The organism is Shinella yambaruensis, assembly GCF_022899355.1.
GTDB classification, from domain to species: Bacteria; Pseudomonadota; Alphaproteobacteria; order Rhizobiales; family Rhizobiaceae; genus Shinella; species Shinella yambaruensis.
This window is the reverse complement of the sequence record NZ_JALJCK010000011.1, coordinates 88,579-114,177: the sequence shown is the minus strand read 5'-3', so window position 1 is coordinate 114,177 and position 25,599 is coordinate 88,579. Positions and strand designations below refer to the sequence as shown.

The window sequence follows — 25,599 nt, the reverse complement described above, 5'->3', positions numbered from 1 at the left end:
GCCGGGGCGGGATTCAAAATGTATCCGGTTAGAAGCAACAAGAAGCAGACACGAATCGACGATCGGGGCAGACCTTTGCGCGCAGCCTCCTCCCATGCGGTCCTTGCATCCCTGCGGGACCAGATTGCCCGGCTCGACGACGGCGCGCGGCTGCCGACGGTGCGCGAGCTGATGCGCAGCCACCAGGTCAGCCAGGCGACCGTGCAGGAGGCGCTGACGCGCCTGCGCGAGGAAGGGCTCCTCACCTCGCAGGTCGGCCGCGGGACCTATGTCGTCAAGGACGGCGATGCCGCCGTAAACGGTGGGGCGGACACCGCAAGGCACCTCGACAGCTTGCTGATCCTGTCGAATGCCAGCCTCAACGAACGCTGCATGCTGGTGCAGAACCACATCGTCGGGCACCTGTCGCGCACGGGCAGCAAGGTGGTGCAGATCTCCTATCACAATACCGGCCACCTCTTGGACATCCTGACATCGGTCCCGGATTTCGACGCGGCGATCCTGCAATCCCATTACGAGAACATCCCGATCCGGCTGCTCCATCTCCTCCAGGGCAAGACGCGCGCCCTCGTCGTCGATGGCAATTCCGTCGCGGGCGTCGATATCGACCGGGTCGGCACCGACTGGGAAGAGGCGCTGGACCTCGCGCTGGAGCATCTTTCGGAGCTGGGACACCGCTCGATCGCGCTGGTTTCGCTGGATTCGATGGCCCAGCCGATCCTCTCCGTCCGGCGCGCCTTCGACCGGCTCGGCCGCCGCCACAAGGCAGGCTGGGAGCACACCGAAAGCATCGCGCTCGGCGGCGTGCTGCATCCCACCCAGCGGGTCGGCGACGCCCTGAAGACGGCGCTCGGCGCATTGGTCGACCGGCACGGACGGCTTCCCTTCACGGCGATGGCGACGCTCGGCATTTCCGATAGCCTCGGCATCCGGCAGTGCCTCACCGAAATGGGCATTGCCTGCCCGCGGGACCTCAGCCTCGTCGTGCTCGGCCACCACGACGTTCCGACCGAGCATTTCGGCTTCATGAGCATGGCCGGCAGCTCCTATCTGGCCGCTGCCAGGAGCCTGATCGAGGTCATCCACAAGCGCATCGCGGCGCCGCGCGAGGCGCCGCAGATCGTCTATCTCGATTGCCTCGCCGAGTTCCGCGACAGCACCGGCGCGCCGTCCCGCTGAAGGACATGCGCCGGCCGGACGACGGCACGCACCTCTTCCCAAAAAACACGCTTGCATCGAGGGATGCATCTGCTACGGTACAATACATATTGTATCAGGCGAGTTCGCCCGGGGCATGGCGCTTCCCGGCCATTCGCAATGGGAGGGGTGCAGTATGTTGGGTGAGCGTCTGCCGGAACGGCTACAGCCCCTTGCCGCGCGCTTTGGCGTCCGGCCCTATTACGGCGACATCCACAACCACTGCGACATTTCCTATGGCCATGGCAGCCTCGAACAGGCGCTGCGCCGGGCGCGGCGCCAGCTGGATTTCGTCTCCGTCACCGGGCATGCCTATTGGCCGGACATGCCGGTCGACGACCCGCGCGTCGCCCACATCGTCGATTTCCACGTCAAGGGCTTCGCCAGGCTCGAAAAGCTGTGGGACACCCATTTCGATACGCTGGCGGCGGCGGACGAGCCGGGCGTCTTCACCGTCTTCCCGGGCTATGAGATCCATTCCTTCGCCCATGGCGACTATACGATCGTCTATCGCGACATCGCCCGCCAGGAGGTTATCAAGGCCGATACGCCGGCGGACCTGCATGCCAGGCTGCGCGCCGCCTATGGCGACGGCGTCTTCGCCTTCCCGCACCATATCGGCTACCGCCTCGGCGCGCGGGGGGTGAACTGGGATACGGTCGTGGAAGACCTTTCGCCGGTGATGGAGATCGTCTCCATGCACGGCTGTTCCGAGACGTCGGTCATGGACCGGCCGTTCCTGCATTCCATGGGCCCGAGCGACGGCCGGTCCACCGCCCGCCACGGCCTCAACCGCGGCATCCGCTTCGGCTTTCTCGGCAATACCGACCATCACAGCGGCTATCCCGGCTCCTACGGCCACGGCCGCTCGGCCGTCTATGCGCCGGAGAATTCCCGCGCAGCGCTCTGGGACGGCATCCACCGGCGCCGCACCAATGCGCTGACCGGAGATGCGAGCCATCTTTTCTTCGCGATCGGCGATGCCGTGCAGGGCGGCAGCGTGGCCGCCGGCGGACATGACATGCTGGAGCTTGAAGCGGCCGCGGGCGGTGCCATCGACTATATCGACCTCATCCGCAACGGCGACGTGGTCGGCCGGGTGACACCGGACCTGCAAAGAAGCCCGGTCGACACCGCCGACGGCAGCATGGAAACGCTGCTCATGCTGGAACTCGGCTGGGGCGCGCGCGGAAAATTCCACGACTGGCAGGGCTCGCTGGCGCTTTCCGGCGGCGACATCCTCTCCGTCGAGCCGCGCCTGCGCGGTTCCGAAGTGGTCTCGCCGCTGGAGGGCGGCGGCGACGCGAAGGACGAGAACGACATCCGCCTTTCCGGCAACCGCATCGACTTCACGATCCGCTCCATCGCCAATCCCAACAACACCACTGCCTCCATGCAGGCGATCGCCGCCCGCATCCGCATCACGCCGGATGCATGTGTCCGGCTGGTGCTCGACGGCCAGCGCTTCGAGGCGAGCGCCGAACGGCTGCTGGAGGGCGCGCTGTCGGGCAATCTCGGCCCGATCGACAGCCCCGCCTTCCGCCTGCATCCGCTGCCGCGCCCGCATCAATGGCAGTGGCGCGGCCGGCTCGCCATCGAGCCGCTGCGCAAGGGCGACTGGATCTATGCCCGCATGCGCCAGGCCAATGGCCAGTGGAACTGGGCAAGCCCGATTTTCTGCGAATAGGAGAACGGGGGCAAAGCGAATGCGGCGTCAAGGCCGCGGCGAGCACCCGTTTTCTTGGATGCCGAGACCAAGCAGTGAACAATCATGAGGCAATGGGAGACTCATCGATGACCTTTACGACCCGCATTCCAAGACGCAACGTCCTCAAGGGCATGGGCATGGCGGCCACCGCCAGCCTCGTTCCCGGCGCATTCCGGCCGCTTTATGCCGCCAGCGTCGCACCGATCACCATCGTGATCAACCAGTCACCCTGGTTCGAAAGCTTCCGCAGGACGGTGGAGGCCTACGAGGCCGAGACCGGCAACAAGGTGGAACTCGACGTCAACCCCTTCGCCGGCTCGCTCGAGAAGCAGCGCAACTCCGTGCGAGCGAGCGCGGGCCAGTACGACATCCTGATCATGAACTCCGGCTGGTTCGCGGAAATGTATGCCGGCGGCTTCGTCGAGGCCATCACCGACATCGATCCCGGCTTCCAGCTCGACCCGGAGATCTACACGCTCGGCGACACGATCTACTACGATGCCGCCAACAAGACGATGACCAAGGCCGGCAAGCTCATGTCGATGCCGGTCTCGCCGCTGATCCCGATGCTCTACTATCGCGGCGACCTCTACCAGGAGGCGGGCCTTTCGGCACCGAAGACCTTCGCGGAACTCGAAGCCAACGCCAAGAAGTTCCACAACCCGCCGGGCATGTACGGCATCGTGCAGCGCGGCGCGCGCGGGCCGCACACCGTCGCCTACGACTTCTACCCCTATCTCTACGGTTTCGGCGGCGGCATCTTCAAGGACCAGGCGACAGGCGACTACTCCGTCACGCTGAACTCCGACCAGGGCCGCGAGGCGCTCGACTACTATGTGCGCCTCGCCAAGGAAGCCGGCCATCCGAAGACGGCGGCCTCCGACCAGGCCGAGGTCATCCAGGCCATGGTCACCGGCCATACGGCGCATATCATGATGGTCATCGCCGCCTGGTCGCAGATGGACGATCCGAACAAATCGGCCATCGTCGACAAGGTCGAATGGGCGCCGACGCCCTCGGTGGAGGGCTTGACCACCTCGCCCGGCCTCGGCCACTGGCTGGCCGGCATTTCCAGGAACGTGCCCGACGACCGCAAGCGGGCCGCTGTGGAGTTCCTGCGCTGGTTCCAGACAAAGGCCGCACAGCTCGAAACGGCCAAGGCCGGCGGCATCCCCGTCAACGCGGCGGTCTACAAGGAACCGATCGCCGACGAGCGCCGCTACCGCTGGATGAAGCCGCTTGCCGAGGCTCTGCCGCATGCGGTGAACATCTACCAGTTCCCGGAGGCGAGCGAGGTCATCTCGGTGCTGGAGCTCGGGCTCAACCGGGCAGTCGCCGGCGAGATCACGACCGTCGACGCGCTGAACGGCATGTCCGACGAGATCGAGAAAATCATGGCCGGCCATTCCTACAAGACCGGCAAGCTCGATCCGCTGAAGTAAGGACCGGACCATGGCCGCCGCGCAAGCACAGACCCTATCGTCCCCGCGGCGACCAGCAAAGGTCTCCGAAGACCGCGGCCAGCGTCTCTGGCGCTGGCTGACCTTCGGTCCGGCCCTCGCCATGATGCTCGCCCTCAGCGTCCTGCCCATCGCCAACCTGTTTCTCACCAGCTTCCAGAACATCACCTGGGCGGACGGGCAGCAGGTGCGCACCTGGGTAGGCCTCACCCATTACCAGGCGCTGTTCTCCGACAGCCTTTTCGGCGCCGGTATCTCCAACACGCTGATCTTCGCCTTCGGCGCCGTCGCCGGCCAGATGGTCCTGGGCTTCGCCATGGCGCTGCTCTGCACCAAGATCGTGCGCGGCCGCGTGCTCTACCGGGCGATCTTCATCCTACCCATCCTCATCCCCGGCATCGTCATCGGCGCCATCTGGAAGCTGATGCTCAATTTCGACTTCGGCCTCGTCAACAAGGCCCTCGGCCTTATCGGCATCCTGCCGCACGACTGGCTGGGCAGTCCCGAAACCGCCCTCCTCTCCGTCATCGCCGTCGATATCTGGCACTGGACGCCGTTCTGCTTCCTCCTGTTCCTCGCAGGCCTGGAATCCCTGCCGCAGGATGTCTTCGAAGCCGCCCGGATGGACGGCGCCGGCGCCTGGCAGGAGCTCGTCTACGTCACACTGCCGCTGATGATCCCGACGATCATCGTCACTTTCGCCTTCCGCCTCGTGCTGGCCTTCAAGGTCTTCGACGAGGTCTATCTCCTCACCAGCGGCGGCCCCGGCACCTCGACCGAGGTGATCAGCTTCACGCTCTACCAGCGCTTCTTCACCGAGGACAAGGCGGGCTACGGCTCGGCCATGTCGGTCGCCGTCATCTTCCTCGTCTCGCTGCTTCTCGTCCTTGCGCTTTCGGCGCGCCGCCGTACGGGAGCCGCCTCATGAGCCGGCGCACGGGTTCCGTCCTTCCGGTCCATGTCGCGCTGGCGGCCGGTGCCGCGCTCGTCCTCGTGCCGATCATCTGGACCGTCGCCGCCGGCTTCCGCACGCAGATCTCGCTTCTGATGGGCGACGTGCTCTTCACGCCCATCGGCAGCAACTTCGCCGAGGTGCTCTGGTCGAAGACCTCCGACTTCCTGCTCAACTACCGCAACTCGATCATCGTCGGCATCGTCAGCACCGTGCTGTGCGTCGTCGTCGCGACGCTTGCCGCCTTCTCGCTCAACCGGATGCGCTGGCCCGCCTGGACCGTGCATCTCTTCCTCGCCTGGACGATGATCTTCCACATGATCCCGCCGGTGGCGCTGGCGAGCGCCTGGTTCACCATGGCGCGGGCGGTGGGGCTGGAAAACACCTTCACCGGCCTGATCCTCGCCCATGCGACGCTCAACCTGCCGATGGCGATCTGGCTGATGGCGGTCTTCGTGCGCGACGTGCCAAAGGAGCTGGAAGAGGCGGCGATCATGGACGGGGCGGATACGCCGCATATCCTGTGGCATGTCATCCTGCCGCTGATCACGCCGGGCCTTGCCGCCACCTCGATCCTCACCTTCATCTTCTCCTGGAACGAATTTGCCGTCGCCCTGACGCTGACGATGAAGCAGACGGCCACCGTGCCCGTAGCCATCGCCAAGTTCGCCCAGGATTTCGAGATCCAGTACACCCAGATGGCCGCCAGCGCCGCGCTGGCCATGGTCCCGGCCATCCTCGTGCTGCTCGTCGCGCAGCGCTACATCGTCAAGGGGCTCACGCAAGGAGCGGTGAAATAGCATGAAGGCGGTTTTTGTTCTTTTCGATTCCCTCAACCGGCACCTGCTCGGGCCCTACGGCGGAACGCGCATTCCGACGCCGAACTTCGACCGGCTCGCCGCCCGCAGCGTGACCTTCGACAAGCACTATGTCGGCAGCCTGCCCTGCATGCCGGCACGGCGCGACATGCTGACCGGCCGCCTCACCTTCCTGCACCGCAGCTGGGGCCCGCTGGAGCCCTTCGACAATGCCTTCCCGGAGATCCTGCACCGGGAGCGCGGCACCTACAGCCACCTGGTGACCGACCATTTCCACTATTGGGAGGACGGCGGGGCGACCTATCACAACCGCTACGATTCCTACGAATTCGTGCGCGGCCAGGAGGGCGACCGCTGGAAGGCCATGGTGCAGCCGCACTGGGAGCGCCTGCGCGAGAAATACCATGCCCGCCAGTTCAGCGACCAGCGCCGCTCCTATTTCGGCCAGAACATCATCAACCGCGAATTCATCAAGGAAGAGAAGGACTTCCCCTCCGTGCGATGCTTCGCCGAGGGCTTCGACTTCCTTGACCGCAACCGCGAGGCCGACAACTGGCTCTTGCAGATCGAGACCTTCGACCCGCACGAGCCCTTCACGGCGCCGGAACGCTTCAAGGCGCAGTTCGATACCGGCTGGCAGGGCCCGATCCGCGACTGGCCGCGCTACGGCCGCGTCGACGAGCTGCCCGAGGAATGCGAGGAGCTGCGCGCCAACTACTATGCCGTGGTGGCCATGTGCGACCACCTGCTCGGCGAGCTCCTCGACTATTTCGACCGGCACGACCTGTGGAAGGACACCGCCCTCGTCGTCACCACCGACCACGGCTTCCTGCTCGGCGAGCACGATTTCTGGGCGAAGAACCGCATGAACCTCTACGAGGAAGTGGCGCATATCCCGCTCTTCGTGCACGACCCGCGCCACGCGGCACGCGCCGGAAGCCGCTCGCAGGCCCTCACCCAGTCGATCGACCTTGCCGCGACCTTCCTCGATCTCTTCGGTGCCGCGCCGCCGGCCGAGAACGAGGGCGTTTCGCTCTGCGCCACGGCCGCCGGTCCGTCGCCGCGCGAGGGGGCCTTGTTCGGCTATTTCGGCGGTGCAGTAAACGTCGCCGATGGGCGCTACACCTATCACCGCTTCCCGGAGGATCTGTCGCAGCAGGAACTCTACCAATATACGCTGATGCCGACGCATATCTTCTCGCCGTTCACGCCGGCTGAGCTGGCGTCCGTCAAACTCTCGCCGCCGCTCGATTTCACCAAGGGCGCGACGCTGCTGAAGGTGCCGGTGATCGAGCGTTCGCCGATGTACAACAATTACGGCCCCGGCGCGCTGCTCGAATCCGAAACGCGGCTCTATGATCTTGCGAGCGATCCAGGCCAGGAAAAGCCGCTCGCCGACCCCGGCGAGGAACAACGCCTTGCCGACCTGATGACCCGGCTGATGCGGGCGAACGGCGCGCCGCCGGAAGCCTTCTCGCGCCTTGCCTTCGGCACGGCCTCGGGAGGCGACCATGGCTGAGGTCCAGATCCGGGAGGCCCGCAAGTCCTATGGAAGCGTCGAGGTGCTGCGCGGCGTCGACGTCGATGTCAGGGACGGCGAATTCGTCGCGCTGGTCGGGCCGTCCGGCTGCGGCAAGTCCACCCTCCTGCGCATGATCGCCGGGCTGGAAGGCATTTCCGGCGGCGAAATTCGCATCGGCGCGCGCGTCGTCAACGACATCCCGCCGAAACAGCGCGATGTCGCGATGGTCTTCCAGAACTACGCGCTCTATCCGCACATGACCGTCGCGAAGAACATGGGCTTCTCGCTGAAGCTCGCCGGCAAGCCGAAGGAGGAGATCGACAGGCGCGTTGCGGCCGCCGCCGAAATCCTCGACCTCTCCGCCCTGCTCGACCGCCTGCCGCGCCAGCTTTCCGGCGGGCAACGCCAGCGTGTGGCGATGGGCCGTGCCATCGTGCGCGATCCGCGCGTCTTCCTGTTCGACGAGCCGCTGTCCAACCTCGACGCCAAGCTGCGCGTGCAGATGCGCGCGGAGATCAAGGCGCTGCACCAGCGCCTCGGCACCACGACGGTCTATGTCACCCATGACCAGGTCGAGGCGATGACCATGGCGGACAAGATCGTCGTCATGCGGGCCGGCGTGGTGGAGCAGGTGGGCTCGCCGCTCGATCTCTACGACCATCCCGCCAACATGTTCGTCGCCGGTTTCATCGGCTCGCCGGCGATGAATTTCATCGAGGGTCGCGTCGAGAGGGGGCAGTTCATCGCCGGCTGCGGCCTGTCGGTCGCGACGGGGACGATCGCCGACACCGCCCGGACCGTGCTCGGCATCCGACCGGAGCACCTGACGCTCGATCCCGCGGGCACGGCCGCGACCGTCGTGGTCGTCGAGCAGACCGGGTCTGAAACCCTGCTGCTGCTCGACATGGCCGGGCAGAAGCTCACCTATCTCGGTCGCGACCGCCTGCACATCCGGCCCGGCGAAACCGTCCATATCCTGCCCGACGCCGCGCGCCTCCACCTCTTCGACCCGCAAAGCGGCCGCCGGATGGGTGACGGGCCGGGCACCGCCGCACGGATCTGAGCTTTCAGTCATCCGACCTGCACGGGCTTCGACGGTGCACGCCAGCCCGGTTCGCCATTCCGCATGCAACCGCCAGAACGGCGCGCCAAAAGCCTACACCTCCCATATCCCGGGAGGCGTTGCCTTTTGGCGCGGCTCGCTTCGACGTCGGGACGGCTTGGCGGGGAGACCGGATTCAACCGGCCTGCCCGTCACTCCGGCCCATCGGCCGATGGCCCATTCCGGCACGGCGGGTAGACGATTGTTTACCTTTCGCGGAGTCGAACGGTGCATACAATCAAAAGTAGGTAGGCCCCTGCGAATGGCTGGGTAAACGTGAGCCCGCTCCATGACGGAGCCGATTCGAGGTGCCTTTCATGCCCATGCAGACCCTTCACCGTCTGACCAACGACCCCACACCCGCCCAGCGTCTTGCCCGTGCCATCAAGGACATCGACAGGCGGCTGGACTGGGTCCACCGACACAACCAGCCCGTCCCCCTGAACGCCTACCGTGCCCGGCGCATCCTGCACGAGGCGCTTGCCCGTTGCCGCGAGCGCAACACCATTCTCCCGCCGGTTCGCTGACGGGAGACACTGCGCCGGCGGATGCGATGCCCAAGCCGCGCCGCTCGCGCAGGGACCCGGTCGAGCGATACGAGGCGCTCCCGGGTCTTCCTTCTTCAAACGGACCCGACATCCGAAGCGGGGCAGGCAGGAAGCGGGTGGCGCCACCTAATCGCTATGTGCAATGTTGACGCCGGTGCTCGATCCGAACTGCGAGAACGAGACCTCCATCGCCCCCTCCTTCCAATAGGCTGTTGCACCGGAACCGGATTTATCAAGGGTGTCGGGAGTCCCCAGGTGCTCGGTCAGGGCGTCCAGGAGCGCGGAGGGGCCGGCAAGGGAATAGGAGCATGCCCTGTGGCTGTTCGCCCCCTTCGCTATCCAGAAAGACAATAGGCCGGCACCCTCGTTTTCTCCCCGCCGCCAGCCTATCACGTCCACCGATCCGCCATTGTAAGCCAGGAAACTCGTGCGCCACGCCGCGGTTTCCTGATCTCTCATCCGGCCCCATCCGAGCGCGCTTCCCTTCGCCGCTGCTTCCGAAACCGTGGACGACAGGCAGATGTCCAGAAGCTGCGCGACAGTCGGGGTCGGTGGCATGGCGACAGCTGCTTCAGAAATCGGAAGGACCATGAGCACTGCCGCCATTGCTATCCGGATCATGCGAAAATCCTTGCTGCCGCCGGAAAAGTCCCGGCACGATTCCAGACAATAGCCGGCGGCGGCATCATTTTCCATGGCACGGCATGCGGGAACAAGATCGCTGAAAATCGACGTGATATGCGGCCGAAAACCAGCTAATACGGCTTGTGCGGCACCCGTCGGGCAGGTGAACGAAACATCCTCATACCCGGCAACGCCGCCCGCAAAAGCAGGACCGATCTAAAATCCATCATCTGCGGGGACTTGGATGCTCCGCTGTGACGTACAGGGAAGCGCAGAAGGAGAGACGGATGGCGAACCCACCCGACATGACGAAACATCGCGGCTTCCCGTCCGGCATGCCAGGCACAGGCGTCCAGTTCACCATCAGGCGCGCCAATCCAAGAGGCGTGACCCCGATCAAGACCCTGCCGCGCCGGGCCCGCCCGGGCACGGCCGAACACCGTATCGACGCCGCCTTCCTCCACGCCCTCTGGCATCATTTCGGTGCGGAACCATTCGAACGCGGCAACCTCGACGCCGCGCGCCTCAACCTTCTCTTCGGCCGCGAGGTCCTGCCCGCCGGGAAGGACTTCGATCCGCTCTCCTACGAGGCGCTCCTCGTCATCAATGAAAAAACCGCCCGCCAGACGTTTCCCGAATCCTTCGACGAGGTCTTCGAAGTCTGACGGCGCTGCGTCAGGTGAGACATAACTCTTGCGGGAGAGCATCGATGAGGATTGTCGAAGCGTCGATTGATGAACTGCGCGAAGCGCTTCGAACCGGTCGGGCAACCAGCGTCGGCCTGGTCGCGGCCTATCTGAACCGCATTGCGCGTTACGACCGGCACGGCATTGCCCTCAACGCTGTGCCGGTGCTCAATCCCGATATGTTCGCCGAAGCGCACGCTTCGGACCTCAGGCGCGCGCGCGGCGAAAGCCTCGGCCCGCTCGACGGCATTCCCTACACCGCCAAGGACAGCTACAAGGTGAAGGGGCTGAGCGTCGCCTCCGGTTCGCCCGCCTTCGCCGATCTGATCGCGACCGAGGATGCCTTTGCGATTTCGCGCCTGCGGGCCGCGGGCGCCGTGCTGATCGGGCTGACCAACATGCCGCCGATGGCCAATGGCGGAATGCAGCGCGGCGTCTATGGGCGCGCGGAATCCCCCTACAATGCCGACTGGCTGACGGCCGCCTTCGGCTCGGGCTCCTCGAACGGATCGGGGACCGCGACCGCCGCGAGTTTCGCGGCCTTCGGGCTTGGCGAGGAAACCTGGTCGAGCGGGCGCGCGCCGGCCGCCAACAACGGGCTCTGCGCCTATACGCCGAGCCGGGGCGTCATCTCCGTGTGCGGCAACTGGCCGCTCGTGCCGACGATGGACGTCGTGGTGCCGCACAGCCGTTCGATGGCGGACATGCTGGAGCTGCTCGACGTCATCGTCGCCGACGATCCCGAAAACCGCGGCGATTTCTGGCGTCGCCAGACCTGGGTCGCGATCCCGAAAGCCTCCGATATCCGGCCCCGGTCCTATGTCGGGATCGCCCGAACGGCGAGCCTTTCGGGCAAACGGTTCGGGCTGCCGGCAATGTATATCAACGCCGACCCGGCGGCGGGAACCGGCGAGAAGCTGGGGATCGGCGGACCGACCGGCCAGCGCATCGAGACGCGCACCTCGATGATCGCGCTCTGCCTTGCCGCGCGGGCGGCGCTCGAAGCGGCCGGGGCCGAGGTCGTGGTGACGGATTTCCCAGTCGTCAGCAACTACGAGGGAGACCGCCCCGGCGCGCCGACCATCGCGACGCGCGGCCTCGTCAGCCCGGATTACCTACACCGCGAAATCATGGACCTATCCGCCTGGGCCTGGGATGATTTTCTGGCGGCCAATGCCGACCCCGCCCTGCAGCGGCTTGCCGATGTCGACGGCAGGCGCATCTTCCCCGCGCCGGAAGGCAGCCTGCCCGACCGTTACCACGGCTTCGACGATCGCATCGCCGACTATCCCGTCCATCTGCGCGAGCATCCCATCGCCGTATTCGACGATATCCCGGGCCTTGCCGAAGGGCTCCGGGGGCTTGAGGAGACCCGGCGCGTCGACCTTGAAGCCTGGATGGACCGGCTGGAACTCGACGCGGTGATCTTCCCGGCCGTTGCCGATATCGGCCCGGCGGATGCCGACGTGAACCCCGCCTCGGCCGATCTTGCCTGGCGGAACGGCACCTGGGTGGCCAACGGCAACCTGGCGATCCGCCATCTGGGCATTCCGACGGTGACCGTTCCGATGGGAATGCTTGCCGACATCGGCATGCCGGCGGGGCTGACCTTCGCCGGCCGGGCCTTCGACGACACGGCGCTGCTCGCCTATGCCTGCGCCTTCGAAAGGACCGGCGCCTATCGCCAAGCGCCGCCGCGGACGCCCGAGCTTCCGGACCTGCCCGGCGTCGCGGAAACGGAACCGCCGGACATGGCCGGACTGCGACTGACCGCCTCGATTGCGCCCGACGGTTCTGGACGCCAGCGTCTGTCGATACAGGCGCAAAGCCCGACACCACTGCTCTGGCTGACGGTGAACGGCGAGCCGGTCTCGTTCCGGCAGGACGGCATGCAAATCAGCGCAAGCCTCGTCGTGGACAAGAACACCCATGTCCATAGCGAATGGCGCAATCCCTACGGCCATGTCGTGATCGCCTGCGCGCAGGGTACGGCCGCCTATGCCGTCGTCGGCGGCACCGCCTGAGCCGACAGATCGACCGCATCGGGAACAGACCAAGCCGGCATCTGCGACCCGGTGCATGTACTCCCCGTGGCTTCCCGCCGTACAAGGGCCGCGGCTTGAAATCCTCTCATGGATGCCACCGGCCCGGCGGCAGGTCCTTTCCCGAGAAGGAACGCGGGCATTTATTTCAAGCGGCGGCCGAAGAAAGCCGGACCTTGAAACGTAACCCCGGAGCAATATGTTGCCCTTGGCTGCTCTTCCAGGCGGCCAAGGAATTTGATCCCGTTTCGACGCAACCCGCCAGAACAGGACCGTCCCGCCGCATGCCCCATCCGACCGCCGCCGTTCAGCGCCCCCCTGCCGAAATCGCCTATCGAGAAGAACTGGAAGCCCTGCGCCGCAGCGACAGGGACCCCCGGCCGCCTGGCTGGGCACTGTCCCTGAGGGCGGTCAAGGCCTTCGTTCTCGGCGGTGACGGAGCGAGCGCAAAGCTCGTTGTGTCCCCCTCCCTCATCGAGCGCGCCATGGTCACGCTCGCGACGTCCCGCGCGCTTATCCTCATCGGCGAGCCGGGCACGGCCAAGAGCCTGCTTTCCGAATTGCTCGCAGCCGCCATCAGCGGGGATTCGACGCTCACCATCCAGGGCGGTGCGTCGCTGAACGAGGATCAGATCAAGTACGGCTGGAACTATGCGCTGCTCGTCGCGGAAGGGCCGACCCGGCGCGCGCTCGTCCCCGCGCCTCTCCACCACGGCATGTCGGACGGCAAGATCGTGCGTTTCGAGGAAATCACGCGCTGCCCGCTGGAAGTGCAGGATTGCCTGCTGTCGATCCTGTCCGACAGGGTCATGGCCGTGCCGGAACTGCCCGGCGAGGACGGCATGGTCTTCGCCCGCGACGGGTTCAACGTCATTGCCACCGCCAACACCCGCGACCGCGGCGTCAACGAAATGTCGGCGGCGCTCAAGCGGCGCTTCAATTTCGAGACGGTCTTTCCCATCCGCGATGCCGACGAGGAGCTGGCGCTGGTCAGGCGCGAGGCGGCGAAGCTGCTGGCCCGTTCCGGCGTGCCGGCCGCACCCGACGACGACGTGCTGGAGGTGCTTGTCACCTGCTTTCGCGACCTGCGCGACGGCCTTTCGGCGGAAGGCGGCGTGGAACGGCTGAGTTCGGTGATGAGCACCGCCGAAGCGGTCAGCGTCGCCCATGCGGTCGGCGTGCGCGGCCACTACATGCGCGGCGACCGGGGGCGGCCGGAAGACATCGTCGAATGCCTTGCCGGCACCGCTGCCAAGGACAATGCGGACGATCTGGCAAAGCTCCGGCGCTACCTGGAGCAGAAGGCGGCGAAACGGTCCGGCGAAGCCTGGAAGGCATTCTATGCGGCTCGGCATCTTCTCACGCCCTGAGCGCCAGGCGACGGCTGCGGACGAAAGGCTCGTCGTCATCGGCGTACGCCACCATTCGCCGGCCTGCGCCCATCTGGTGCGTCGCGCCGTCAAGCGGCACCGTCCGGCTTTCGTGCTGATCGAGGGACCGGCGGATTTCAATCCGCATCTTGGCGACCTGAGGCTCGACCATCAGCTTCCGCTCGCCATTTTCAGCTATCATGCGACGCGGCACCGCAGCTTCGCCTCCTATTCGCCCTTCTGCGCATATTCGCCGGAATGGCAGGCCCTGCAGGCGGCGTGGGAGGCGGGCGCGACGCCGCTCTTCTGCGACCTTCCGGCATGGCACCCCGATTTTGGCGCGCGGGCCAACCGCTATGCCGATCCGCACGGTCGGCACGCCGCTGCCGCCGAGGCGGCCGTCGCCCGTGCGCTCGGCGAGGATGGCCGCGATGCGGTCTGGGATACGCTGGCCGAACAGGCGCCGCCGGACGAACTGGACCATCGCCTCGAGCGCTATTTCGACCTGCTGCGGCCAGGCGGGGACGAGGATCCGCTCGAAAACGCGCGCGAGCAGTTCATGGCGCGCCATGCCGCCTGGGCCCTGCGGGAGGCCGGAAGCCGCAAGGTCGTCCTGGTTTGCGGCGGCTGGCATGCCGAAGCGATCCGGCGGCTGGCGCGGGCGGCGGACGGGGCGCGGCCCGACGTGCCCGTTCCCGCCGACGACGAGCACGCCGGCAGCTACCTCGTGCCCTACGACTATCGCCGGCTCGACCGCTTCACCGGCTATGCCTCCGGCATGCCCTCCCCTGCCTATTACGAACAGGTTCATGCACGCGGGCTGGAAGCGGCGGCAAACTGGGCTGAAAATGCAATCGCACAGGCGATGCGCGCAGCCGGGCAGGTCGTCTCCACGGCCGACCGTGTTGCATGGCACGCCCATGGACAGGCGCTCGCGCTTACGCGCGGCCACCGCACGGTATTGCGCACGGATCTGCTCGACGCCGCCCTCGCGACGCTGGTGAAGGACGGGCTCGACCAGCCCGCCGCCTGGACCCGCGAGGGTGCCGTCCGGGCCGGCACCCATCCCGCGCTGGTCGCCATGCTGAAGGCGCTGACGGGCGAACGGCGGGGGCGGCTGGCGCCCGGCACGCGCCGGCCACCGCTGGTCATCGATATCGAGGAGAGGCTTGAGCATGCCGGGCTCACGCCCGGGCACAGCGCGCGGCGGATCGAGCTGGACTGGCGCGTGCCGGCCGACAGGGAGCAGGCCCATATTCTCAACGCCTTGCGCGTCCTCGGCATGCCCGGCCTTGAGCGGCTCGAAGGACCGTCGGCGCCCCGCCCCGCCGCACCGCAGGAAAGCTTCCGGTTGATACGGCACCGTGATGCGGAGGGCATGCTGATCGAGGCCTCCCGCTGGGGCGGCACGCTGCCGATGGCCGCGACCGCCCTGCTGGCGGACCGGGCGGCGGAGGCGCGAAGCGACCTCAAGGCGCTTTCGGCCTGCTTTGCCGATGCGCTGTTCGCCGGCCTGCTGGCCCTTGAAAACGACCTGACGGCGCAGCTCGCACACGGCATCGGGCTTTCGCACGACATGGGCGCCGTCGGCGCAGCGGGCCGCATGGCCATGGGCCTCTACCGCTTCGGCGAGATTTTCGGTGCGGCGGCGCACCGGGCGCTGGGCGAACTCTGCGAAGCAGCTTTTAGCCGCGTCCTGCAGGCCGCCGAAGCAATCCGGAACGACGAGGAAGGCCTGCGCGCCATTCCGGCATTCGTTGCCTGCCGCGACATGCTGCGCGACGGCCCCGACCTAGCCATCGAACGCGGCGCCTTTCTGGCTATGCTCGGCCGCTGCCTCGCGAATGCGCAGACCGCCCCGGCCGTGGCTGGCGCGGCGCTCGGCACGCTCGTCGCCTGCGGTGAAAGCAGCGGCCACGACATCGCCGGGCACATGCGCCGCTTCAGCCGGCCCGATCAGCTCGGCGACTTCCTCTCCGGGCTTTTCGCGCTGGCGCGGGAAGAGATCGCAGCCGACAACGCGTTGATCGATGCCGTGCGCACGCTCGTCGACGACTGGCCGGACGATGCGTTCCTGATCGCGCTCCCGGCGCTGCGGCAAGCCTTTGCCTTCTTCCCGCCGCGCGAGCGGGAGCGGTTGTCGCGCGTCATCCTGCGCGCGACGGGGATAGGCGAGGCGCAGGCCGAAATCCGGGCGCTCGAATGGATGCGCCAGCCGGCAGATGTCGCCGATCAGGCGGCGGCGCTGGCGCTCGAAGCAATCGTCGCCCGGCGCCTTGCCGATGCCGGGCTGGTTTGATGGAAGATGAGGAAGGACCGCATGGAACGCTATGAACTCGTCGAAGGAAAATCGTCCAAGTTCTGGGAAGCCGCCGTCGAAGGAAACCGGCTGACGGTGCGGTTCGGGCGGATCGGCACGCAGGGCCAGACGAAGGAGAAGGATTTCGACAGCGCCGAGGACGCCGAGAGGGAAAAGAAGAAGCTCGTCAAGGAAAAGACCGGCAAGGGCTATGTGCCAGCGATGAATGGCGCAGCCGCTCCTGCCGCATCCGCACCGCCAAAGCCGCAGGAGGCCGGGGTACGGCCGGAAATGGCGCGGGAACCCGCGCCAGCCGCAGCAGAGGACGAAGCATCGGCCGCCACGGTGTCCGGCGATGACGTGCCGCAGGACGCATCCCCCGAATTCCGTCCGGACGAGGCACAGCTCGATGCCCTGATCGGCAAACCCCTCGCCACTCGCTCGCGTCCGCACGGCTCTCTCGACGCGGCGAGCGCCTGGGCGCATCTCCTTGCGGACCTGCGCAGCATCAAGCCGGCCGTAAAGAAGGAAGGCAGCGACGCCTTCGCCTGGCTGGAGGAGAATGTCGGCGAGACCGGCCCGAAGGGGTCCGTCTCCGGCTGGTTGAAAACCACGCTCACCGGCAAGGCACCGGCCGCCCCGGACGCCGCCGAGGCACAGAAATGGATCGCACGCATCCTGCTTGCGAGTGGCGGCCTGGTCATGCACAAGGACGGCGAAGAGGGGCGGCCGGCAGGCATTTACTGCCTGCGCGCCTTCCTGTTCTGGCTGTCCGCGACCGGCGGCGTGGAGCGGGTGATCGAGGCGGCAGCGCCCTTCATCGGCGTCAACCACGACAAGCACCGCGCTTATGATTCCTCGTCCTGGAGCAAACCGTTCGACCTTGCCTTGCGCGATGTGCTGACGAGCCTGCCGCAGGAGGACTACGAGCGGGCGATCGGCCTCCTGACGCCGGCCTACCATGCCGAACAGGACTGGCCACGCAAAGCCGCCTATTCCTTCATCCTGGCCGATGACCGGCCGGTCGAGCACGACCTCAAGCCGCTTGCCGTCATCCACGAGGCGGCCGCCGCCGGCCAGGATATCGGAGCCTCGCTCCCGATGGTGCCGCTGCTCGTCGATGCGCCGGCCGCCACCACGGGAAAGTGGCGCACGCGACGATCCTACTTCATGTATTACGGCTATTTCGACGTCCCGCTCGCCGATATCGCGGCCAGCGTCATCGCCAATGCGCGCCATCATGGCGAGCCCGCCGTTCCCCTCCTCGACTGGCTGCTCCACTACGGCTACGACGCCCAGCGAACGCAGCTTGCCCGCATCATCCTGGCAACCGGCGAAGACAACGCGCTGGCGCAACTCCTGCCGTACCTGCATGAAAAATGGATCCGTGCCGCCCTCGACGAGGCCATGGCCGCCAATCCGGCGCTCGGCTTGCGCCAGCATCTGGCAGTCCTCGCCGGCGGAAGGAACGAGCCGGTGGTCCGCGCCCGCGTCATGGACCTCGTCAAGCAATATCCGGCGGGAACGCTGCGGGTATGGGCCGGCGGGGGGCGCCCGCTCGCACAGCTCGAAAAGTTGCTCGAAACCGGCAACGTTCCTCTCGCTCCGCCCGGGAAGGTGCCGATGGTCCTGCGTGACCCGCCCTGGCGCAAGAAGGCCGTCAAGAGCGAGGACAGGGTGCTCGACCTCGCGCCGATCGCCACGCCGTTCCGCTATCATCGCGAAGGTCCGCTGCCCGAGGACAACAGGTGGCGCCTGTCCCGCGTCCGTACCGTCAAGACGACCGAAAAGTTGATCGAGGCGATCCGCGAATTCGAATCGAAAGCGCTTCCCGCCTGGTACAACGTCCCGCGCGCGACGAACCTGCCCCAGCGGGGCGACGACGAGGAAAAGGTCCTCGGCTTCGTCTCGCAGCGCGTGAACGAAATCATCCATGCCCGCTCCTACGGGCTCAACGCGAGCGGCTGGAATACGCTGATCGACGGCCTCGAAAGCCAACCCGACCGGCTTGCGCTGACGCTTTGGGACTGCCCCGGCGCTGTGGCCAGCTATTTCATGGGCGATATCTATCCGCGCATGATGGAGCGCTTCGGGGAAAGGGCCCTGCCGGGCCTCCTCAGGCAGGTCGAAAACGACCCGGTCGGCATGCTCGACAAGGTGCGCGACACCGATGCGGCGGAGATCGCCCCGCTGGCCGCCCGCGCCCTCCTCAAGCTCAAGAAGGCGCGGCTTCCCGCGATGCAGTGGCTGCGGAACCATCGCCCGACCGCCATCACCCGGCTCATCCCCGATGCGGTCGGCAGGAAGGGTGCGGCGCGCGATGCCGCCGAGCACACGCTGCGCTGGCTGGCTGCCGATGGCACGGAGGCGCGCACCGAGATCGAGACGATCGGCCGGGCCTATGAGGCGCAGTCTCCCGATGTGCACGAGGCGCTTGCGGAAGTGCTCGACCGCGATCCGCTCGGCCGGTATCCGGCACGGATCGGCAAACTGCCTGCCTGGTTCAAGCCCGCCAGCCTGACGCGGCCCGTCCTGAAGGACGGTGGCGCGCTGGCGGACGAGGCGATGACGGCGCTTGCCGAGATGATCTCCTTCTCGACGCCCGAGGCCATCTATGCCGGCATCGACGTCACGAAGGAGGCGGCAACGGCCGACAGCCTTGCCCGCTTCTCGTGGGACCTGTTCTCCGCCTGGCTGGCCGAGGGCGCACCGGGCAAGGACGGCTGGGCGCTGCGCGCCATCGGGTGGCTGGGCGATGACGAATGTGCCCGACAGCTGACGCGGCTGATCCGGAAATGGCCGGGCGAATCCGCCCACCAACGCGCGGTGACCGGGCTCGACGTGCTTGCCGATATCGGCACGGACGTCGCGTTGATGAACCTCAACGGCATCGCCGAGAAGCTGAAGTTCAAGGGCCTTCAGGAGCGGGCGCGCGAGAAGATCGCCGCCCTTGCCGAGGCGCGCGACCTGACGCCGGAAGAGCTGGCCGACCGGCTCGCACCCGACCTCGACCTCGATGAGCGCGGCGGCCTGGAGCTCGATTTCGGGCCACGCCGTTTCCGCGTCGGCTTCGACGAATTCCTGAAACCCTGGGTGAAGGACGAGACCGGCAAGCGGCTCAAGGACCTGCCGAAACCGCTGAGGTCGGACGATGCCGAACGTTCTGCCGCCGCGGTGAAGAAATGGTCTGCGCTGAAGAAGGATGCGCGCGCCGTGGCCAGCCTGCAGATCGCGCGGCTGGAAAACATGCTCTCCACGTCGCGGCGTGTGGCACCGGCGGTGTTCTGGACCTTCTTCGCCAGCCATCCGCTGATCCGCCACCTTTCTCAGCGCCTCGTCTGGGGCGTTTATGACGACCGTGATCCGCGCACCACGCCGACGACAATCTTCCGTATCTCGGACGACCTGTCCGTGACGGATGCGGCGGACGACACGCTCGATCTCGATTTTTCCGTCGACGCGCCGGGAGCCATCGGGCTTGTCCACCCGCTGCACCTGCCGGAAGGCGGGCTCGACGCCTGGGGCGCGCTCTTCGGCGACTATGAGATCTCGCAGCCCTTTCCGCAGCTCGGCCGCGAAATCCATATGCTGGACGAGGCCGAGAAGTCCGCCCACGAGATCGGCCGCTTCGAAAACCTCAAGGTGGAATCCGCCCGCATCCGCGGCATGGCGGCCCGCGGCTGGCAGCTCGGCGCACCGCAGGACAGCGGCTGCATCTGGTGGCTGGAGCGGCCCGTGCGCTTTGCCGACGGCACAACGAAGGACGCCATGTTCTATTTCGGCGACGGCCTTTTCGCCGGCGCGGCGGACCTGGAGGACAAGCACCAGACTCTCGGAAAACTTTCGCTGGAATCGCTCTATGGCAAGAAAGGCGCCACGCGCACGTTCGGCGACCTCGATCCTGTAACGGCGAGCGAGATGCTGCGTGGGCTCGCGCTTCTGGCGGAAACGGCGGTGAAATGACACGGCCTGCCCTCGACGCCTTGACGCGCTGGCGCCTCGTCCTCGGCGAGGCGGCGGACGGAGCATGCCGCTCTGCCGGCTGCAGCCTTTCGGGCGAGGCGATCGCCATGGATGCCGCGCTCGACTGGCTTTACGGCCGTGAGGAGGAAGACGGCACCCGCAACATCGCGCGCCAGGGCGGCCGGGGACCGTCCGCGCTCACCACGCCGCAATGGATCAACGACATCCACCGGCTTTTCCCGAAGGAAACCATCGAGCGGCTGGAACGCGACGCCATCGAGCGTTACGACATCGACGACGTCGTGACGAATCCCGAGGTTCTGGCGCGCGCCGAGCCGAACGAGACGCTGCTGAAGGCGGTGCTGCGCACCAAGCACCTGATGTCGCCCGATATCCTCGTGCTCGCCCGCAAGCTGGTGCAGGAGGTCGTGCGCCAGCTGATGGAAAAGCTCAGCCGCGAATTGGCGCTTGCCTTTTCCGGCGTGATCGACCGGCGGCGCCACAGCCGCTTCCGCATCGCCAGCGACCTCGATTTCCGGCGCGTGCTGAAGGACAACCTCAAGCACTACGATCCGAAGACGCGCCGGCTGACCGTCGAGAAGCTGCATTTCTTCGCGCGCAACCAGCGGCACATGAAGACATGGCAGATCATTCTGCTTGTCGACCAGAGCGGCTCGATGCTGGATTCCGTCATTCACTCGGCGGTGACGGCCGCCTGCCTCTGGGGCCTGCCGGGCGTGCGCACGCATCTCGTCGCCTTCGACACCAATGTGGTCGACCTGACGCGGGATGTTGACGATCCATGCGAGCTTCTGATGAAGGTGCAGCTCGGCGGTGGCACCGACATCCAGGGCGCCGTCGCCTATGCGGCAAGCCTTATCGAACAGCCCGAACGGGCGATCGTCGTCCTCATCTCGGATTTCTTCGAGGGGGCAAGCGAGGCCATGCTGGAGCAGCGCGTGGCCGCGCTCACCGCCCAGCGCACGCTGGTGCTGGGCCTTGCCGCGCTCGATTCGGACGCGGCGCCCGCCTATGACCGGGACATGGCACGCCGCCTCCTCGCCGCCGGCGCGGACGTCGGAGCCATGACGCCGGGCGAGCTTGCCGGCTGGCTCGCCGAAAAGATCGGGCGCTAGGCGATGGCGCGGCCTGATCTCATTGCGCTGACCGACGAAGGATTGATCCAGCTTTCCAATGCGGGGCTTGTCAAGCGGGCAGTCCGCGAACTGGCGGCCGGCACCGGCCCGGCGATCGCGGAAACGGCAGAGGGGGTGATCGAAGCCCGCTTTGCCGACGGCACGCTGACCCGTCTTGCCCCCGGCCAGGGCCTTGCCGATGCAAGCTGCACCTGCCCCTCCTCCGGTGTCTGCCGCCACCGCATTATGCTGGCGGTCGCCTATCGGGCGGAAAGGGCAGAGGCGGCAGGCGGCACCACGCCGGACAGGGAGGCCTGGAGCCCGGCGTCGCTCGATCCCGAGGTCTTCGAGGCAACGCTCGCACCATCGACACGGGCGGAACTGACCCGTCTTCTGGCATCGCGCCATACGATCCGCCTCGACTACGGGCAGACCCCCACGGCGCATCTCCCGATGGCAAGCGTGCGCTTCCTCGTGCCCGGCGACCTGTCCTATGCCCGCTGCGACTGCGCCCAGGGACAACATTGCGCGCATGTCGCCCTGGCCATCCGCGGCTTTCATGCAGCGGCTGGCGGCAGGGAAACGACCCTGGGCGGCGGCGATGCTGCCGCAGACGGCGGGGATCGGGAGAGGCTGCGCACGGCGTGCGATGCCGTCATCACCCGTCTCGTCGAGGCCGGTATCGTCGCAGGACCCGCCGCCTACGAGCAGCCGCTGGCAGCGGCCCTCCGGCATGCGAGTGACTGCGGCGCGGCGCAGATCCTCCTCGTCCTCGGCGCGCTTTCCGAACAGGTCGAGGCCTACGAGGCCCGTAGCGCCCGCTACGACGAGCGGGCCGTGCTCAGGCTCGCGGCCGAGCTTTTCGCCCGTACGCGTGCCGGGGACGCGGCCACCGCCCTCGGCATTGGCGAGCCTTTCGAAACCGCCATGGGCAAATCGCGCCTGGTCTCGCTCGGCGCCCGGCTCCGGCAGGAGGGTGCCGATATCCGCGCGTCCGTGTTGCTCGCCGATAGCGACATGGGCGCAACCATGCTCATCGAGAAGCTGTTCTCGCCGCTCCCGGCGGAGAAGCACGCCTTCCATGCCACCGTGCGCCGCCGGCAGATGGCGCCGGGACTGCCGGTCGCCGGTGTCGGCCGCGGGCAGATCCTCACCAGCGTCGCACGGCGCCGGGCCGATGGGCTGCTCAGCCTCGGCAGCGGTTCGGGCGGACGCACGCAGGTCATGCCGCGCGACGCCGCCTTTTCCTTTCCAGCGCCGCTTGCGGCCGCCAGCCTTACGCCGATCGCCACGGCCCTGCGCAGCCGGCCGATCTCGCTGCTGCGCCCGCGCAGGCTGTGCGATACCGTGCATGTCTTCGATATCGACGCGGTTCTCGGCCAATCCTGGGCACCCGGTCGCCAGATATGGGAAGGAGCGGTGCGCCTGTGCAACGATGGCGGCACCCTCCATCTCGAACGCGAATTCGATGCCGCCGCACCCGGTGCGACCGGGATTCTCGCCGCCGCGCTATCGGAAAGCTGGGGACCGGTACGCCATGTCGCAGGACCGGTGAGAATGGAAGGCGGCGCGCTCGTCTGCACGCCGTGGTCGCTTTCTGCCGACCGCTTCATCGTGCCCGACCTCGACGCCGACGACGACAGCACGCATGCGGTCACTCCCGCACTCCGGGATATGCCGAACGACCTGCTCGAGGAAACGGAAATCCTCCTCGGCGGCGTGCTGCACGGCGGAATGCGCGCGCAAAACGCCGCAGGTGCGACGGGCACCACGCTGGCAACGCGCCTCGACAATGCCGGCTACCGCGCGATGGCCGAAAGGCTCGCAGGCTGGATCAGCACCCCCGCCCCGGACATCATCGCCCCGTTCTGCAACGCCGCGATCTGGCTGCTGACCCTGCACGAAAGCCGGGAGGCCGCCGCACCTCTTGCCATGGATACCGATCGGGGCCCTCCTGCCTGAACCGGATCGCCGCCGCAAAGCCCGCCCGGACGATCGCGACATCAAACTCCACGCTGTCGCGATCGTCGATCCCTCGCAGCCGGGTCGCGGAAAATCGGACCGAATGCGAATACCGGTCAGGCGCCCATGAGCACCTCGACCAGCCGTTCCCGCGTCAGCGGCAGGTCGCGCAGCGTCAGGCCAAGCGCCCGGGACGCGGCGTTTCCGATGGCCGCGGCCACCGGCCCCTGCGCGGCCTCGCCCGCACCGAGGGGCGCGCGCGCCGGATCGACGATGAACCGCGTCTCGATCTCGGGAATTTCCGAGAACGTCAGGATCGGATAGGCACTCCAGTCGAAGGCCGGCACCCGGTCGCCCTCGACCTTCACCTCCTCCTTGAGGGTCCAGCTCGCCGCCTGGATAGCACCTCCCTCGATCTGGCTTCGCGCGCCTTGCGGGTTGACGACAAGGCCCACATCGGCGCAAAGCCATAGCCGTTCCAGCCTGATCTCCTCGTCCACCGAGACTTCCGCGACGGCGGCAAGCCAGGCACCCTTGTTCTTGTAGCGGGCAGCAGCGATCCCGAGCGCCCGCCCTTCGCCCGCCCGATGGCTGCCGGGCCAGCCGCTCATCTCCGCCGCCCCTTCGAGAACGGCGCGGCAGCGCTCGTCGCTGAGATGACGCAGCCGGAAGTCGAGCGGATCGGCGCCGGCAAGATCCGCCAGCTCGTCCATCGCGGACTCGATGGCAAAGACATTGAGATGGGCGCCCAGGGAGCGCAGCGAGGAGGTGCGGATGCGGCTGCGCGTATCGAGCCGGACGGTCACTTGCTGGCCCGGGAAATCGTAGATCGCCACGGCATTTCGCGCGGCACCGCCGCCGGCGGCAGCGGGAAGGTCCTCGACCTTTCCCGGCAGACGTGCGCTGTCGAGCGCTTCGGCCGAGCTGAGATTGACATGTCCCCCGAAGCCCGGGCGCTGGGCATGCGGCTCGCTCACGACCGACAGGCGCCACGATGCCACCCTGCCGGCAGCGTCGATCTCCGCCACGACCCCGGCCGACATGGCGGCCCCCAGCGGGCCACGGCTCAGCTCGTCCTCGCGCGACCACAGTACGCGCACCGGCTGGCCCGGCAGTTCCAGCGCGACAATGGCCGCGTCGAGCGCGGCATCGTCAGCGCCGTTGTGGCCGTAGCAGCCGGAACCATGCGCATGGATGACCCGTACCGCCGACAACTCCAGCCCGAGGCACCCGGCAATCTGCGCGCGAAGCGGGAAAATACCCTGCGAATGGCTCCACACCGTCAACCGGCCGGCATCGAGCCAGGCCAGTGCGCAGGACGGTCCGATCGATGCGTGCGCCACATGCGCCCGCGAATATCGCACGTCTATGCCGGCCGCCCCGGGAGAAGACGGAACCGTTCCGGGCCGGATGACCGTCTCGCCGGCCGTCTCCGCCGGACGCCAGCGGCCGGGCGCCTCTTCCCATGCGGTGAATTTGTCCGCTTCGGCATGTGCGGCATGGACACCGTACTCATCGGGTCCGACGAGGGCGAGGAAATCGTTCTTCCGCAGGACCATGATACCGGGATGGCGACGCTGGAGCCACGCGTCATCGACATTGGCCAGACGCGCCAGCCGGAACGGTTGCCGGACGACCCTGGCATGCAGCAGCCCCGGCAGGGAAAGATCGTGGATAAAACCGCCGCCGCCACGCTTCGGCGCCATGTCGATGCGCGGATGGCTCTCCCCCACGGCGCGATACGCCCCGACGGGCTGCACGGGCACGTCGCCGCTGACATGCTGCCGCCAATCGACCTCGGGCGCGAGAAACCAGAAATCGAGCCCCGTCGGTGCGCCATCGAGAAGGATGCCCCCATCGCGACAGGACAGGCCGGCATGATCGGCGCCGAGGCGGGCCGCGGCAACATCGATCAAGGCCGCACGCGCCTGCGCCATGGCGATGCGGATGGATGCCCCCGAGACCTCGACGGACTGGCTGCCGGCGGTGATGCCCTCATCCGGCGACCGATCCGTGTCGCAGGGAACGAGCGCGACCAGCCCTGGATCGAGAAGCAGTTCGTCCGCGGCGATCTGGGCAAGGGCCGTGAGGATGCCTTGGCCGAGTTCGACCTTGCCCGATCGGATGCCGACAATGCCCGGCTCGTCGAAGGAAACCCAGCGGCCCAGCTCGGGATTGTCCTGGAGGCTTTTGGGGAGCGCATTGTCCAT

17 protein-coding genes are annotated in these 25,599 nt (G+C 67.1%); 15 read left to right on the top strand and 2 right to left on the bottom strand.

All coding sequences use genetic code 11. From position 1 onward, the window contains the following. Positions 1-75 precede the first annotated feature (75 nt). The 8 genes from MUU56_RS23895 to MUU56_RS23860 all read left to right on the top strand — a co-directional run bounded on the left by MUU56_RS23895 (position 76) and on the right by MUU56_RS23860 (position 9,286). Positions 76-1,179 (top strand): GntR family transcriptional regulator, encoded by a 1,104-nt coding sequence (locus tag MUU56_RS23895; protein WP_244769775.1) that lies wholly within the window; start codon positions 76-78, stop codon positions 1,177-1,179. Positions 1,180-1,333: 154 nt separating this feature from the next. After that, positions 1,334-2,884 carry a CehA/McbA family metallohydrolase domain-containing protein gene (locus tag MUU56_RS23890; protein WP_244769774.1) on the top strand — a complete coding sequence of 517 codons (1,551 nt, stop codon included), beginning with the start codon at positions 1,334-1,336 and terminating at the stop codon, positions 2,882-2,884. A 107-nt stretch (positions 2,885-2,991) separates the two neighbouring features. Beyond that, a complete protein-coding gene (locus MUU56_RS23885; protein ID WP_244769773.1) occupies positions 2,992-4,347 on the top strand; it encodes an extracellular solute-binding protein in 1,356 nt (451 codons plus the stop codon). A 10-nt stretch (positions 4,348-4,357) separates the two neighbouring features. After that, a complete protein-coding gene (locus MUU56_RS23880; protein ID WP_244769772.1) occupies positions 4,358-5,293 on the top strand; it encodes a carbohydrate ABC transporter permease in 936 nt (311 codons plus the stop codon). Continuing rightward, positions 5,290-6,117, top strand: coding sequence for a carbohydrate ABC transporter permease (locus MUU56_RS23875; protein WP_244769771.1), 828 nt, complete (start codon positions 5,290-5,292; stop codon positions 6,115-6,117). The genes MUU56_RS23880 and MUU56_RS23875 overlap by 4 nt, the downstream gene beginning before the upstream one ends. Before the next feature lies 1 nt (position 6,118). Next, positions 6,119-7,654 (top strand): sulfatase, encoded by a 1,536-nt coding sequence (locus MUU56_RS23870; RefSeq protein ID WP_244769770.1) that lies wholly within the window; start codon positions 6,119-6,121, stop codon positions 7,652-7,654. Continuing rightward, the gene (locus tag MUU56_RS23865; RefSeq protein WP_244769769.1) at positions 7,647-8,720 is read left to right on the top strand and encodes an ABC transporter ATP-binding protein; all 1,074 of its coding nucleotides are present in this window, start codon (positions 7,647-7,649) and stop codon (positions 8,718-8,720) included. The genes MUU56_RS23870 and MUU56_RS23865 overlap by 8 nt, the downstream gene beginning before the upstream one ends. Positions 8,721-9,076: 356 nt before the next feature. Then, positions 9,077-9,286: a hypothetical protein gene (locus MUU56_RS23860; protein WP_244769768.1), complete on the top strand. Its 210-nt coding sequence runs from the start codon at positions 9,077-9,079 to the stop codon at positions 9,284-9,286. Positions 9,287-9,433: 147 nt separating this feature from the next. Here MUU56_RS23860 and MUU56_RS23855 read toward each other — a convergent pair whose 3' ends face one another. Continuing rightward, positions 9,434-10,003: a hypothetical protein gene (locus MUU56_RS23855; protein WP_244769767.1), complete on the bottom strand. Its 570-nt coding sequence runs from the start codon at positions 10,001-10,003 to the stop codon at positions 9,434-9,436. 215 nt (positions 10,004-10,218) lie between these two features. Between MUU56_RS23855 and MUU56_RS23850 the strand changes: the two genes are divergently transcribed. From MUU56_RS23850 to MUU56_RS23820, 7 genes are all read left to right on the top strand, one after another. Then, positions 10,219-10,596, top strand: a complete 378-nt coding sequence (locus tag MUU56_RS23850; RefSeq protein ID WP_244769766.1) for a hypothetical protein — start codon at positions 10,219-10,221, stop codon at positions 10,594-10,596. 44 nt (positions 10,597-10,640) lie between these two features. Next, the gene (locus MUU56_RS23845) at positions 10,641-12,641 is read left to right on the top strand and encodes an amidase (RefSeq protein ID WP_244769765.1); all 2,001 of its coding nucleotides are present in this window, start codon (positions 10,641-10,643) and stop codon (positions 12,639-12,641) included. 302 nt (positions 12,642-12,943) lie between these two features. Further along, positions 12,944-14,029 (top strand): ATP-binding protein, encoded by a 1,086-nt coding sequence (locus tag MUU56_RS23840; protein WP_244769764.1) that lies wholly within the window; start codon positions 12,944-12,946, stop codon positions 14,027-14,029. Further along, positions 14,001-16,328, top strand: coding sequence for a DUF5682 family protein (locus MUU56_RS23835; protein WP_244769763.1), 2,328 nt, complete (start codon positions 14,001-14,003; stop codon positions 16,326-16,328). Before MUU56_RS23840 ends, MUU56_RS23835 begins: the two co-directional genes overlap by 29 nt. A 21-nt stretch (positions 16,329-16,349) precedes the next feature. Next, on the top strand, positions 16,350-20,291 hold the full coding sequence (locus MUU56_RS23830; RefSeq protein WP_244769762.1) for a DUF4132 domain-containing protein: 3,942 nt from the start codon (positions 16,350-16,352) through the stop codon (positions 20,289-20,291). Then, complete coding sequence (locus MUU56_RS23825; protein WP_244769761.1) at positions 20,288-21,427, top strand: VWA domain-containing protein; 1,140 nt, start codon at positions 20,288-20,290, stop codon at positions 21,425-21,427. Before MUU56_RS23830 ends, MUU56_RS23825 begins: the two co-directional genes overlap by 4 nt. Before the next feature lie 3 nt (positions 21,428-21,430). Continuing rightward, positions 21,431-23,389 (top strand): SWIM zinc finger family protein, encoded by a 1,959-nt coding sequence (locus MUU56_RS23820; protein WP_244769760.1) that lies wholly within the window; start codon positions 21,431-21,433, stop codon positions 23,387-23,389. Between the two features lie 116 nt (positions 23,390-23,505). Here the strand turns inward: MUU56_RS23820 and MUU56_RS23815 are convergent, their stop codons facing one another. Beyond that, positions 23,506-25,599, bottom strand: a complete 2,094-nt coding sequence (locus MUU56_RS23815; RefSeq protein WP_244769759.1) for a xanthine dehydrogenase family protein molybdopterin-binding subunit — start codon at positions 25,597-25,599, stop codon at positions 23,506-23,508.